Genomic DNA, 13,287 nt, shown 5'->3' on the forward strand with positions numbered 1-13,287 from the left:
AACTCCTTAATATGAACGAGCCTTAGGTGGGAAAGCTTCCATAGTTTTCGGCGCAAAGTTTACATCACGCTTAGTTACCGCTTTACCTACTGGATGGAATAAAGAATGCTTCAACCAGTTCTCATCATCACGCTCTGTAAAGTCATTACGCGCATGAGCACCACGACTTTCCTTACGGAATTCCGCAGGAATGGCAGTCGCTTCAGCAACCTCTAATAAGTTCTCAAGCTCAAGAGCTTCAATACGAGCTGTATTGAATGCCTGGCTCTTATCTTCAAGGTGAAGATTTTCAACTCGAGCACGAATCTCTTTTAACTGCTCCAAGCCTTTCTGCATTGCTTCGCCATCACGGAACACACCGAAATATAGTTGCATTACACGCTGAAGGTCAGCACGAACTGCAGCAACACTTTCACCGCCAGTCGAACTATTTAAGCGATTTAGACGAGCCAACGCTTTTTCAACATTTGTATCGTCAGCATCAAGCGATTCAAAACCTTCATCCAAAGATTTTTTAACTTGAATACCAACAGCGCGCCCAAATACAACCAAATCAAGCAACGAGTTACCACCAAGACGGTTTGCACCGTGCACAGATACACAAGCCGCCTCTCCACACGCGTAAAGACCATCAATAATGGTATCTTCGCCCGCTTCGTTAACTTTAATTGCTTGCCCGCCGATATTTGTTGGAATACCACCCATCATATAATGACAAGTAGGGATAACTGGAATTGGCTCTTTAACTGGATCAACGTGAGCAAAAGTACGAGAAAGCTCAAGAATACCTGGAAGACGCTTATTCAAGGTCTCTTCACCCAAGTGATCTAATTTTAGCAATACGTGATCCCCATCTGGACCACATCCACGACCTTCTAGGATTTCAAGAATCATTGAACGTGCAACAACGTCACGACCAGCAAGGTCTTTAGCGTTTGGCGCATAACGCTCCATGAAACGCTCGCCGTCTTTATTGATTAGGTAACCACCTTCACCACGACAACCTTCAGTAACTAGAGTACCAGCGCCATAGATACCGGTTGGGTGGAACTGCCACATTTCCATATCTTGCATTGGGAAACCAGCACGAAGCGCCATACCCACACCGTCACCAGTATTGATATGAGCATTAGTAGTAGACTGATAAATACGACCAGCGCCACCAGTTGCAATAACAGTTGCTTTTGCTTTCAAGTAAACTGTTTCGCCAGTTTCGATACAAATCGCAATAACACCAACAACAGCATCTTCGTTATTTTTAACAAGATCTGTCGCATACCACTCATTAAAGAATGTAGTACCGCCTTTTAGGTTGCCTTGATAAAGGGTATGCAACAAGGCATGACCAGTACGGTCAGCAGCCGCACAAGTACGAGCAGCCTGACCACCTTTACCAAAATCTTTAGACTGTCCACCAAATGGACGCTGATAAATACGACCTTGCTCAGTACGAGAAAACGGTAGACCCATGTGCTCAAGCTCAAATACAGCCTGAGGACCTACGGAACACATGTATTCGATAGCATCTTGGTCGCCAATGTAATCTGACCCTTTTACAGTGTCATACATATGCCAGCGCCAATCATCATTTGGATCATCACTTGCGATCGCACAGGTAATACCACCTTGCGCAGACACAGTGTGAGAACGAGTCGGGAATACTTTGGTAACACACGCGGTATTCAAACCAGATTCAGTTAACTGAAGTGCTGCACGCATACCTGCGCCGCCACCACCGATAACAATGGCATCAAAAGAAATAGTACGAATATTTGCCATTACTTATAGCCCCCAAAGAACCTGAACACCCCATACGATGTAAACAAACATTACAAGACCGCATAGAGATTGAAAAAAGAAACGAGCACCGGTTGCTTTAATATAGTCAGTAGAAATAGACCACAAGCCAATCCAAGAGTGCATACCAATAGACAAAAGCACCATCAAACTAAAGATGCGCATCCATGTTGCTTCGTATAAAGCGCTCCACTGATCATATGTAAGATCAGGATTAAGCAGCAAATAACCAATAATGAAAATCGTGTATAGAGACAATACAACAGCTGAAACGCGCTGCATCATCCAGTCGTAAAGGCCTGAACGACCAAAACTAGTGATTTGAGTTACCATATCCAAACTCCTGCTAACACAATAAGAACCACAGCAATCACAATGTTTGCGATAGCAGCACTACGTCCACTTTCCAACTCCTCGAAATACCCCATATCCATAAACAAGTGTTTCACACCTGCTACGAAGTGGTACATCAATGCAGAGACAACACCCCAGATCACAAATTTCACTAAGAAGTTAGTTTGCAGTGCATTCACCACCTGATCAAAACCTTCTTGGGACTCTAAAGAAAGATCGAACGCATAAAACAAGAAAGCCAATCCTACAAAAAGGATGATTCCTGTAATACGGTGAAGAATAGACACGATTGCTGTTAGAGGCATCGATATTGTTAAAATATCAAGGTTGACTGGTCTTTTTTTATTCACGACTTTTTACACCATTTTATCGATTGAATGGTCAATCACGACCCAATGTCTATACGTGCTTACATAAACCTTAAAAAAGAGTAACGTAATCACGTCATAGGCCTACTTTGAAAATCTCATCGATTTGCAAACAAATGTTTAAAAGCGACTCTCTTTTATCCATTAGCATCAACAAATCAATGAAATCGTCTGAGGCGCAATTATAGACCAGCAAAAAATACTAAGACAAATAGACTGAACAAGAGGTTTTCAATGGTCACCATTCAGCAAATGAATGTAACCATAAGCCGAAACAATAATGGTATAAAATTACACAATTATTTACACACAAAAACCCAATAAAACCCTTATATTTCAACAATATAAACAAAAATCACCAACGCCTTGACTTTACCCTACATTGCAATTCTGTCAGATAATTACAAAATTACGCACCACAATGTAAATAGAGTGCAAATGAACAAGATTGACTTTTATAGCCTAGAGACAGTATTTTTTCCGCACCTTCTGGGCTAGATAGAGTCAAACAATAACTTAATAGCCCCGAATCGGAATACGAAGGAGACCATAAATGGCTGATAAAAAAGCGACACTCAAAGTGGACGGAATCGATAAAACTATCGAACTTCCTGTTCTTTCAGGCACTTTAGGCACAGACGTTATCGACGTTCGAGGCCTAGGCGCTAACGGTGTATTCACCTACGATCCAGGCTTTATGTCTACCGGCTCTTGTGAATCCTCTATTACGTTCATAGATGGAGACGCTGGAATCCTTTTGCATCGTGGCTACCCAATTGCCCAACTTGCAGAACACTCAGACTATCTAGAGACATGCTATTTGTTACTTTATGGGGAACTTCCTAATAAGGATCAAAAAGCCGAATTCGAAAAAACGGTTGGTAAGCACACTATGGTGAACCAATCGATGCACAAATTCATCGAAGGCTTTAGAAATGATGCCCACCCAATGGCGATTATGTGCGGCCTAGTGGGTGCATTATCAGCCTTTTACCAAGACCACATGGATATTACCAATCCGAAGCATCGTGAAATCGCGGCTTTCCGCCTAATTTCTAAAATGCCGACATTGGCATCAATTTGTTATAAGTACTCTAAAGATCAGCCTGTTATGTACCCACGTAACGACCTATCTTATGCAGAGAACTTCTTATATATGATGTTCGCTACCCCTTGTGAAGACTACAAGGTCAATCCTGTTTTTGCTAAAGCAATGGATAGAATTTTCATTCTTCATGCGGATCATGAGCAAAACGCTTCAACATCAACAGTACGTTTGGCCGGTTCATCTGGTGCCAACCCATTTGCTTGCATCGCAGCAGGTATTGCAACGCTTTGGGGCCCTGCTCATGGCGGCGCAAACGAAGCAGTACTGACTATGCTTGAAGAAATTGGCGATGTTGAAAATATCGACGAATACATAGCAAAAGCCAAAGATAAAAATGATCCATTTAGACTGATGGGCTTCGGTCATCGCGTTTACAAAAACTTTGACCCACGTGCAAAAGTTATGCGCGAAACCTGTGACCAAGTATTAGCAGAATTGGGACAATCTAACGATCCATTACTAAAAATTGCAAAACGCCTTGAGCAAATTGCATTAGAAGACCCATACTTTGTAGAGCGTAAACTCTACCCGAATGTGGATTTCTATTCAGGCATTATTATGAAGGCAATCGGCATTCCATCCAGTATGTTTACTGTGATTTTTGCCATGTCTCGTACCATTGGCTGGATTTCTCATTGGAACGAAATGATCAGTGGACCATATAAAATTGGCCGTCCTCGCCAGTTATATGTTGGCAAACCTGAGCGCGACTACCCTATTAAAAAGTAATACATTGAACAATGCATTACAAAAAACGCGCCCTCAGGCGCGTTTTTTTATGAATAAAATCAGCAAGAAGACGATGAATCACTCTTCATCGTCTTCAACTATTTCAGTCACAGTCGAATTACCACATTTAACACAATCACCTTCAATCCAAACGCGGTCCTTACCCTCAAATTCCTTAGGATTAACCATACCTAAGTCCACTTCCATACAGTGATTACACCAAGTTTGCGTCAAGAAATCCTCTTGCTCTTCCACTGGACGAGCGAAGAAATCTCGCTCTATAACTTTTTCATCCAATAGATCTGTCATTTAATTCACTCCACTATACTGATAAGACGCAACTCGATTTGCATCAGGATCTAAGGCATTCAAAGGCGCACTGATTAACAAACGACTTAACGATATACTGTTAAATAATTTTTGCTTATCACCATCAATTTCAATAGAAAACTCTACTTTTTCGCCGTCAACTTGAACTAAGGTCACATCTCGAACAACGCCAATACTTTCCAAATAGGACTGCACTTTGTTCATGGCAGTGTAACTATTTATTCCTATCACCTGTAGATTCAACTCACTTGCAGACCCACTATTTCGTACGGAAGCATAACGAGATGAAAACACCTTAGCCAAATCAGCACTTGCTTGGTCGATTAAGTCTGTAAGACTTTCACCTCGCAAGACAAATCGCTCCGTTTCACCATTTTTTAATAGCACCAATAAATTACCGCTCACTTGCCCTGAATAATTACTTATCCTCAGAGCTGCCACAGAATCTGTCTGATAACGCTTACTAGCATTATTTATGCTGTCCTCAAAGAACCCCCACACATCAGACGTCGCAAGATTCCTCTTGTCGACATCATCAAGCAAAGGTGCATAAATGGGCACGCCAATCTTACTTGCAGACTGGGCTAATTTATTTAGTGCATCAGATGGCTCTTTTGAACCAGACAAAGCCCTAATACCATTAGTTTCACTTACCAACCAAACTAAGACAGAGGGTCGATTATCCCCCCAAACCGGCAAGTTATTTTGCGATAAAAAACCATCAATAGATTCCTGATAGAAAGATACTTTAACTTTCTTGCCAGGCACCAGCCCATCATTCGAAGGCAACAACTCGCTAAGCGATGCAACAGAATGTTGCGCAACCCATGCCGGCGCTTTCTTTTTAGCTTGCTCCAGCAGATCACCAATGATGGCGTTTTTATCACCCGACACTTTTATCAACACATCTTCAGCAGCCAACCCAAATGCTTCGTTGAGCATTTGTGCCTCAGATTGTGTCACTGGCAAGTTAATTTCAGCACTATAAAGCCCCTGAACAGGAACTGCATTTGCTGGCGAAATACAAAAAACACTAATTAGTAGTAAAAATATACGAGAATTCATAACCCTTCCTTCGTTTATTTGCCTATTCTACTGTCTTAATTGCAAAGAACCATAGCCCTAATGCACGACTATGCTAAAATGCATTTTTTCCTCGTACCATGATAAGGCATAGGCAATGACCAAGTCGGATAAACCATCCATTAGTTATAAAGACGCAGGCGTTGATATAAACGCAGGCAATCAACTTGTTGAACGTATTAAAGGCGTAAGCAAAAAAACTCGTCGCCCGGAAGTAATGGGTGGTCTGGGTGGATTTGGTGCTTTGACACGTCTTCCAACAAAATACAAAAACCCCATTCTTGTTTCTGGCACCGACGGTGTTGGTACTAAGCTTCGTCTAGCGATGGACCTTAACCAGCACGACACCATTGGTATCGACCTAGTTGCAATGTGTGTTAACGATCTAGTAGTAGCAGGTGCTGAACCACTATTATTCCTAGATTACTATGCCACTGGCAAGCTAGATGTTGATGTAGCTGCAAACGTTGTGACTGGCATAGGTGAAGGCTGCCTACAAGCAGGCTGTGCACTTGTTGGTGGTGAAACTGCTGAAATGCCTGGCATGTACCATGACGGCGATTACGATCTAGCTGGCTTTTGCGTTGGTGTGGTTGAAGAAGAAAACATCATCGACGGCAGCAAAGTAAAAGCCGGCGACAAATTGATTGCTTTAGGTTCATCTGGTCCACATTCGAACGGCTACTCCCTTATTCGCAAAATCCTTGAAGTAAGCAAAGCGGATCTTAATCAAGATATCGCCGGTGTTGCTTTGAAAGACGCCCTAATGGAACCAACTCGCATTTACGTCAAATCTATTCTTAAATTGATGGAATCTGTTTCTGTGAATGCGCTAGCTCACATTACTGGTGGCGGCTTACTTGAAAATATACCTCGTGTTCTTCCTGAAGATACAGCTGCTCGTATCGATGCAACAAGCTGGAAACGTCCTGCTGTGTTTGATTGGTTGCAAGAACAAGGAAATGTTGAGCAAGAAGAAATGTACCGTGTTTTAAACTGTGGTGTCGGCATGGTACTTTCTATTGATGCAGAAAAAGCGGATCAAGCTCTTGCCATCTTAAAAGCGGAAGGCGAAAACGCTTGGATCATTGGTGACATTTGCCCTCGTAACGGCGGTAAAGAGGTATTAATCTCTGACCTAGAGACGCAGGCATGAGTTTTCCGATCGTTGTCTTAATTTCTGGCAGCGGCAGCAACTTGCAAGCTTTGATCGATCAAAGCTTGCAAGGACTACTTAATATCAAGATCTGCGCTGTTATTAGTAACAAAGCAGACGCTTATGGTTTAGAACGGGCCAAGGTAGCTGGTATACCGACGCACACACTTAATCATAAGTCGTTTGATAGTCGAGAAGAATTTGATACTGAGCTGCAAGCACTTATCGATCAATACCAACCAAAATTGGTTGTTCTCGCTGGTTTTATGCGTATCCTAACTGAAACCTTTGCGAAACATTTTGAAGGTAGAATGCTAAACATTCACCCTTCTTTGCTTCCAAAGTACAAAGGTTTAGATACACATCAGCGAGCTATTGATGCAAACGAAAAAGAGCATGGAGTATCGGTACACTTCGTTAGTCCAGAATTAGATGCTGGCGCTGTTATTCTTCAAGCGAGTACAGAAGTAGTGCAAGAAGAAACGGCAGAAACTTTAGCTAGTAAAGTTCATGCCTTAGAACATATTATCTATCCTCTCACTGTTAAATGGTTCAGTGAAGAAAGATTAACATTCCAAGACGGAAAAGCTTTTTTAGATCAGAATGAACTGCCCGAAAGCGGTATTCTCTATAACGAAGCGCTAACATGATGTAGGAGAAAGTATGAGAACTCGTAAAATTCCAATGTTTTTAATGGCTATTTTTATGAGTATCCCCATACTTTCTCTTTCTTTGATGAAAGCAAATGCAGCTGAAACGAAATCACAAGAAACCTTCCTAAAACCTTACTCTGCTGTTTACAGCACAATCTGGAAAAAAGGCATCAGCCTAAAAGTAGAAGGCAAACAGACATTATCTAAAAAAGCAGACGATTCGTGGCAGTTTGTATTTACCGCAGACAGCATGATCGCTTCGCTTAATGAATCATCAATTTTCAATGTTGAAGACCATCAAATCATTCCAGCCAAATACGAATATCATACCTCCGCTCTAGGGAAAAAAAGAGACGCTGTACTCACTTTTGACTGGGAAAACAAGCTTGTCCATAATGACGTCAAAGACAAACCCTGGAACCTTACGATACCACCTAAAACATTAGACAAACTGTCTATTCAGTTACAAGTAAGACAAGATCTAAAAATGGGTAAAAATGAATTCGACTATCAGATTGCCGATGGAGGCTACATAAAAAACTGGCGCTTTGAACGTGAAAAAATGGAAACCATCGACACTAAACTTGGCCGAGTCTCTGCGATTAAAATCATTAGAACAGATAATCTAGAAAAAGGTAAAAGAACCTCTTTTTGGTTTGTACCAAAATTTGACTATTTACTGGTCAAAATGGAGCATAAAGAAGACGGTGAGTCTTATCGTCTAGATATCGAATCCATGAGCCAATCCTAAGAAATAAATACCAATAGAAGTAGAGCTTAGGACAATTCATTAGGTGTATTAACATTGAGTAACTCTGCGCTATTTTCCCAAACAATAGACTGACAGCCAAACGCATCATAAAAACCTAATACACTGTAACGCTGACCTTCTTCTAAAAAGCGCTTAAGAGCAGCAAGCGCAGTGTCAACAGGTAAAATGGCGTGCAAAGGATGCGCCCCCGAAGTCCCACTTAAATAATAGATTTTGTCGGGTAACAATAAGCTCGCCTCTTTCAGCCTTACAAAAGCCTCACCGCTAATACGAGGCGTATCGCAAGGCGAAACTAATAAATGCGATGTTTTTGCAAAGGCCAAGCAAGTATATAGGCCTGACAAAGGCCCTTTACCTTGAAATTCGGGATCATCTTTAATGACGTCATAACCTAATAGCGCATACTGCTCTGTATTCCTATTCGCATTAATAAACACACTATCCGCTACTTGCTGCAATGCCTTACCAACAGATAAAGCCATAGGCTCATTTTGAAAAAATAATAAGCCCTTATCTTTACGCGACATTCGCTCTGCTTTCCCACCTGCTAACACAGCACCAGACAAAGAGGTAAACAACATACTACTTGCTCTTAAAAAACGTTATCAAAAAAGCCTTTATCTCGCTTAGACCAAATATCATCAGCCAGAACAAGGCATCCTTCATGTGATGTTTCACCATAAAGAAGTCCTGCTACCGACGCAATAGTTTGTCTCACTGCTTGCTCTCCGAATTGATCAAGCTGAGCCCCACACCAATGATCAGTTAAGCGAGATAGATCTAAATTATCTTTTAATCGCTTATGCTCTTTTTCCGCTTTCGGCCAATCCGACCAACTCGCTACACCATTTTGCCATTTACCTAGAGTTACATCTCGCTCTGGGTTCACTTCCGCTTCACCGTTACCGCCACGAAACACCAATACAGAAGCATCCCTAAGTAACTCACAGGCGGAGAGATGCAGCTCATCATAGCCGCGGTGAAAAACCCCATGAACACTGTGACTAGCACAAAATGGATTCATCATACGCACCACGGTGTTTACAGGGGAACGTAATCCTAAAACATACTTTAAATCCATCATATGCCCTAAAGACTTATCTATTTGGGCAAGAGGAATGTAAGCGAAATTTCTATTCTCAAGCTCCCGCGTTATATCTTCCCTCGAATGACTAATCGCTAAACCAAGTTGTTGAATGCTTTGCTCAACATAAATGCGATTTTCACCGTCAAATGTATGACCATGCATAACAATTTTCACACCCGTATTGGCTAGCGCAAGAGCGGCTAGTAAAAACCAAGGCAGCTCATTCCGCTTACCAGCGTAAGCAGGCCAATCCAAATCTACTTTGGTACCCAAGGACTTTTGTTTGGCCAAATAGGCTCTGGTGGCTTTGGTAAAACCAACGGTTTCTTCTACCGTCTCTTCGCGGATGCGAATTAACATCCAAAAGGCCCCAGATTGCTCTGGAGCAACCTGACCAGACAGCATCAAGCTCATGGCATGCTCAGCTTCTTCTGTCGTTAAACTACGGGCTCCCTTTTTCCCTCGTCCCAAGATTTGCACATACTGGGTAAAATCATTAGCTGCTAGTTTTTCTCTCATACTGATAACTCCGCCACTAAAGGGATAAAGTGCTTTAATTCAGGAAGGCATGAGCCACAATTCGTACCGCATTTAAGTTTGGCTCCCAACGCATCAACTGAATCGGCTCCCGCAGCAATGGCTTTTTCTATCTGCTTCGTACCGATCTGAAAACACGAGCACACAATGTCACCTTTCTCTTCAATATTCGCAGGGGAACCAACCAAAAGAGCTAAACGATCTTGTAATGATAACGGCGCATTAATCGCCAAATTAGAGCTCAGCCATTCAGTAGAAAGAGACTCTGGCTTGGGATGAGAATAAATTAACAAAACAAGCTTTTGATCCACCAGTTTCGCAACTCGATTTTGCTGAGTAATTGGGTTGGAATACTCTATCCAATCACTCTGTCCAGTAAGGCTTTCACTGATATGACAATCAATAGCCTTCAACTTGGCCTGAGTCTGTCCATTTTGCCAAACTACTTCATAATGATAACCATGCTCTGACGGCACTTGGCACCAATATAGACAATCAGCTAAGGCAAGTGGTACGGCTGAAATAATTAAGCCGTAACAAACATCACTAACCGCTGCAAGCTGCACCTGAGCATGTTTAGATTCTGGCTGACCTGATAACGGATCGACCACCTGAGGAATTAAATTCGAAACGACTGAGGCGTTAGCAAATTGCTGTGTCCAGTGAATTGGCGTAAAAACACTATTTGGCGCAACGGCGCGACTTATTTTGGCTTTTAACAGGACTTCTCCATGGGGCGAAGTTATACGTACTACAGCTTTATCTTCTATTCCTAGGCGGCGGGCATCTTTTGGATGAATTTCTACATAAGGTTGAGATGTATGTTTTGCAAGAGAGGCGGCATCACCTGTGCGTGTCATGGTGTGCCATTGATCACGAACGCGCCCTGTATTTAAGGTAAAAGGCCACTCCTGGGAGCTTTGATTTTTGGATAAACAGGGTGTGATAGCAACAAATCTTGCTCGTCCATCTGGAGTAAAGAAACGCCCATCAGCAAACATTCGCTTGGTGCCTTCTGGCCGACCTTTAGGCACTGGCCACTGTATAGGTGTGATAGCATCGTATTCAGCTTTGGTTATTTGACTAAAATAACCAATATCAAAGTCACGTTTACCATGATTTTCAAAGGCCGATAAAGCCGCATGCTCAGCAAAGATTTCATGGACATTCTGATAACTAAACGCCGAAGCAAACCCAAGGCGTTTTGCCACTTCACAAATTGCCCACCAATCATGTTTCGCTTGCCCTGGAGCCGGTAACATTCCCCGTTGACGTGAAATACGCCGCTCTGAATTCGTCACCGTTCCATCTTTTTCACTCCAGCCAGTCGCTGGAAGTAGCACATCAGCCATAGCGGTTGTGTCTGTATGTGCTTTGCAATCACTAACAATGACTAACTCACATTTCTCCAATGCTCTACGAACCTGCGCAGTGTCAGGCAGGCTAACCATAGGATTAGTCGACATAATCCACACCACTTTGACTTTCCCCTCTTCCATGGCTTGAAATAAGTCGACTGCTTTCAAGCCATTTTCTGTTGCCATATTGGGTGCTTGCCAAAAACGCTGCACCAGATCCAACGCTCCTGGCGTAGCGAAATCCATATGAGCCGCTAGTTGGTTCGCCAAGCCACCCACTTCCCGCCCGCCCATAGCATTTGGTTGACCGGTAATTGAAAAAGGCCCCGCCCCCTCCTTACCAATTCGCCCCGTCGCCAGATGACAATTGATAATGGCATTACATTTATCGACACCCGAAGAAGACTGATTAACCCCTTGGGAATAAAAGGTAATTGTCTTTGAATACTCACGCCACCAGCTTGCCAAGCAAGCAAGCGCTTTCTCATCGATTCCACAAAAATCCGCGGTAAAAGACAGATTAGGTGTCGACTCCACTGCTTGGCTCAAAGTTTCTGCAAAACCATTCGTATGATTAGCGATAAAATCCTCATCCAAAATGCCGGCTTGAGCAGAATCATTCAATAAAAAAGAGAATATGGAGGCATCACTGCCAGGCTTAATCGTCAAATGCAAATCAGCAATGTCACACGTTGCGGTTTCTCGTGGATCAATCACCACGACTTTCATGTTAGGCCGTTGCTTTTTCGCAGAAGCAATTCGTTGAAATAAAATGGGATGAGTCCAGGCAGCGTTCGACCCAACCATGATTAATAAATCGCAGAGTTCTAGGTCTTCGTAATTACAAGGCACAGTATCCGAACCAAAGGCGCGCTTATAGCCCACCACGGCAGAGGCCATACAGAGCCGCGAATTAGTATCAACATTCGCCGTACCAATAAACCCTTTGGCCAATTTATTAGCAACGTAATAATCTTCCGTGAGAATTTGCCCAGAAAGATAGAAAGCAAAAGCATCCGGTCCATGATCTTTTACAACTTGGGAGATTTTTGAACTAACGGTTTCTATCGCAGATTCCCAAGACACGACTTGACCATTAAGCATAGGAGCCAATAAACGGTCATCAGATTTAATCGTCTGAGCAAGGCTACTACCTTTGACACATAAACGACCAAAATTCGCCGGATGATCCATATCACCTGAAACAGGGGGAACATCCTGATTGACTGAGTCAGGAATAGTTAAGTTAACCCCACAGCCAACACCGCAATAGGGACAGGTTGTTTTTCCGCTAATGGCTGTCTTTTTTGTTGCCGTCATGGACCTTCCTCGTGCTTTTGTATTTCTTAAAAACAAAAAAAGGCCCAATCACTTTTTAAAAAGTAATTGGGCCTCGTTGCCTTTTGTAATATCTGTATGCTTTATGTGTAAGCCATCGTCGGTTTACGGTGCATCAGTACTTTAGATAAAGCAATTAGCAAGCCAACTTTGACAAGCACTGCTTAAAGGCGAAAATCCTTATCTTTTAACAGCTGCCGCTTTGTCACCAAGAGAACACTTTCTTATTAAACCTAAAAATAGCGCCCAAATAGTGCAAACACATAAATACATGCACCGTTATGAGTGTGTTGCGATGAACACCTCTCCTCCTTCTAATTTTGCTTGCCAATGAGGCACCTTGATATCCTCTTCAAGACATTGGCCTGAGCTCAGCTCATAATGCTGTTTATACAATGGACTAGCCACCACCCACTGATCTTGAAGGTGAGCAACTAGCCCCCGAGACAAGACATTTGCCTTGCCAATTGGGTCCCAATTACCAATCGCAAAGATTTTATTGTCCGACTCAGGCACGTAGAAAACAGCCACCTGCTCGCCATTCAACATGGCTGCAACACCAGCCCCTTCAATTAAATTTTCTTGTTTACAAATTAATTTCCATGGCATCGTCATCG

At 42.6% G+C, this 13,287-nt stretch carries 13 protein-coding genes; 4 read left to right on the top strand and 9 right to left on the bottom strand.

Going from position 1 to position 13,287, the window contains the following annotated elements; genetic code table 11:
• Nucleotides 1–6 precede the first annotated feature (6 nt).
• Genes sdhA through sdhC form a run of 3 tightly spaced genes read right to left on the bottom strand, consistent with a single transcriptional unit; the run spans nucleotide 7 to nucleotide 2,501 of the window.
• Nucleotides 7–1,779: a succinate dehydrogenase flavoprotein subunit gene (gene sdhA / locus B6N13_RS03730; protein WP_169458540.1), complete on the bottom strand. Its 1,773-nt coding sequence runs from the start codon at nucleotides 1,777–1,779 to the stop codon at nucleotides 7–9.
• A gap of 3 nt (nucleotides 1,780–1,782) precedes the next feature.
• A complete protein-coding gene (gene sdhD, locus B6N13_RS03735; RefSeq protein ID WP_012070491.1) occupies nucleotides 1,783–2,130 on the bottom strand; it encodes a succinate dehydrogenase, hydrophobic membrane anchor protein in 348 nt (115 codons plus the stop codon).
• Complete coding sequence (gene sdhC / locus B6N13_RS03740) at nucleotides 2,124–2,501, bottom strand: succinate dehydrogenase, cytochrome b556 subunit (protein WP_048814051.1); 378 nt, start codon at nucleotides 2,499–2,501, stop codon at nucleotides 2,124–2,126. Before sdhC ends, sdhD begins: the two co-directional genes overlap by 7 nt.
• Nucleotides 2,502–3,072: 571 nt before the next feature.
• On the opposite strand from sdhC, the gene gltA reads away from it, so the two are divergent.
• A complete protein-coding gene (gltA, locus tag B6N13_RS03745; protein ID WP_012070493.1) occupies nucleotides 3,073–4,356 on the top strand; it encodes a citrate synthase in 1,284 nt (427 codons plus the stop codon).
• A 78-nt stretch (nucleotides 4,357–4,434) separates the two neighbouring features.
• Here the strand turns inward: gltA and B6N13_RS03750 are convergent, their stop codons facing one another.
• Both B6N13_RS03750 and B6N13_RS03755 read right to left on the bottom strand, forming a co-directional pair.
• A complete protein-coding gene (locus tag B6N13_RS03750) occupies nucleotides 4,435–4,665 on the bottom strand; it encodes a hypothetical protein (RefSeq protein ID WP_012070494.1) in 231 nt (76 codons plus the stop codon).
• The gene (locus B6N13_RS03755) at nucleotides 4,666–5,751 is read right to left on the bottom strand and encodes a DUF2066 domain-containing protein (protein WP_169458541.1); all 1,086 of its coding nucleotides are present in this window, start codon (nucleotides 5,749–5,751) and stop codon (nucleotides 4,666–4,668) included. It abuts the gene before it with no gap.
• 115 nt (nucleotides 5,752–5,866) lie between these two features.
• Here B6N13_RS03755 and purM point away from each other — a divergent pair, with 115 nt between their 5' ends.
• Genes purM through B6N13_RS03770 form a run of 3 tightly spaced genes read left to right on the top strand, consistent with a single transcriptional unit; the run spans nucleotide 5,867 to nucleotide 8,329 of the window.
• Entirely contained in the window at nucleotides 5,867–6,925 is a 1,059-nt protein-coding gene (gene purM / locus B6N13_RS03760; RefSeq protein WP_012070496.1) for a phosphoribosylformylglycinamidine cyclo-ligase, read from the top strand.
• On the top strand, nucleotides 6,922–7,575 hold the full coding sequence (purN, locus tag B6N13_RS03765) for a phosphoribosylglycinamide formyltransferase (protein WP_169458542.1): 654 nt from the start codon (nucleotides 6,922–6,924) through the stop codon (nucleotides 7,573–7,575). The genes purM and purN overlap by 4 nt, the downstream gene beginning before the upstream one ends.
• Nucleotides 7,576–7,588: 13 nt before the next feature.
• Entirely contained in the window at nucleotides 7,589–8,329 is a 741-nt protein-coding gene (locus tag B6N13_RS03770) for a DUF3108 domain-containing protein (RefSeq protein ID WP_169458543.1), read from the top strand.
• Nucleotides 8,330–8,355: 26 nt separating this feature from the next.
• On the opposite strand, the gene B6N13_RS03775 is transcribed toward B6N13_RS03770, so the two are convergent.
• From B6N13_RS03775 to nirD, 4 genes are all read right to left on the bottom strand, one after another.
• Nucleotides 8,356–8,931, bottom strand: coding sequence for a molybdenum cofactor guanylyltransferase (locus B6N13_RS03775; RefSeq protein ID WP_169458544.1), 576 nt, complete (start codon nucleotides 8,929–8,931; stop codon nucleotides 8,356–8,358).
• Nucleotides 8,932–8,942: 11 nt separating this feature from the next.
• Nucleotides 8,943–9,956: a glycosyl transferase family protein gene (locus B6N13_RS03780; RefSeq protein WP_169458545.1), complete on the bottom strand. Its 1,014-nt coding sequence runs from the start codon at nucleotides 9,954–9,956 to the stop codon at nucleotides 8,943–8,945.
• Nucleotides 9,953–12,652 carry a nitrate reductase gene (locus B6N13_RS03785; protein ID WP_169458546.1) on the bottom strand — a complete coding sequence of 900 codons (2,700 nt, stop codon included), beginning with the start codon at nucleotides 12,650–12,652 and terminating at the stop codon, nucleotides 9,953–9,955. Before B6N13_RS03785 ends, B6N13_RS03780 begins: the two co-directional genes overlap by 4 nt.
• 297 nt (nucleotides 12,653–12,949) lie before the next feature.
• Nucleotides 12,950–13,285, bottom strand: a complete 336-nt coding sequence (gene nirD / locus B6N13_RS03790) for a nitrite reductase small subunit NirD (RefSeq protein ID WP_169458547.1) — start codon at nucleotides 13,283–13,285, stop codon at nucleotides 12,950–12,952.
• Between the last annotated feature and the right edge of the window lie 2 nt (nucleotides 13,286–13,287).

It is taken from the genome of Marinomonas sp. UCMA 3892 (assembly GCF_012726345.1).
Lineage (GTDB): Bacteria > Pseudomonadota > Gammaproteobacteria > Pseudomonadales > Marinomonadaceae > Marinomonas.

Bases quoted from the DNA above. Each gene is read 5' to 3' on its own strand.
- nirD (WP_169458547.1), bottom strand. From the start codon at position 13,285: ATGACGATGCCATGGAAATTAATTTGTAAACAAGAAAATTTAATTGAA.
- B6N13_RS03780 (WP_169458545.1), bottom strand. From the start codon at position 9,956: ATGAGAGAAAAACTAGCAGCTAATGATTTTACCCAGTATGTGCAAATC.
- sdhA (WP_169458540.1), bottom strand. From the start codon at position 1,779: ATGGCAAATATTCGTACTATTTCTTTTGATGCCATTGTTATCGGTGGT.
- gltA (WP_012070493.1), top strand. From the start codon at position 3,073: ATGGCTGATAAAAAAGCGACACTCAAAGTGGACGGAATCGATAAAACT.
- B6N13_RS03755 (WP_169458541.1), bottom strand. From the start codon at position 5,751: ATGAATTCTCGTATATTTTTACTACTAATTAGTGTTTTTTGTATTTCG.
- sdhD (WP_012070491.1), bottom strand. From the start codon at position 2,130: ATGGTAACTCAAATCACTAGTTTTGGTCGTTCAGGCCTTTACGACTGG.
- B6N13_RS03750 (WP_012070494.1), bottom strand. From the start codon at position 4,665: ATGACAGATCTATTGGATGAAAAAGTTATAGAGCGAGATTTCTTCGCT.
- B6N13_RS03775 (WP_169458544.1), bottom strand. From the start codon at position 8,931: ATGTTGTTTACCTCTTTGTCTGGTGCTGTGTTAGCAGGTGGGAAAGCA.
- purM (WP_012070496.1), top strand. From the start codon at position 5,867: ATGACCAAGTCGGATAAACCATCCATTAGTTATAAAGACGCAGGCGTT.
- purN (WP_169458542.1), top strand. From the start codon at position 6,922: ATGAGTTTTCCGATCGTTGTCTTAATTTCTGGCAGCGGCAGCAACTTG.
- B6N13_RS03785 (WP_169458546.1), bottom strand. From the start codon at position 12,652: ATGACGGCAACAAAAAAGACAGCCATTAGCGGAAAAACAACCTGTCCC.
- B6N13_RS03770 (WP_169458543.1), top strand. From the start codon at position 7,589: ATGAGAACTCGTAAAATTCCAATGTTTTTAATGGCTATTTTTATGAGT.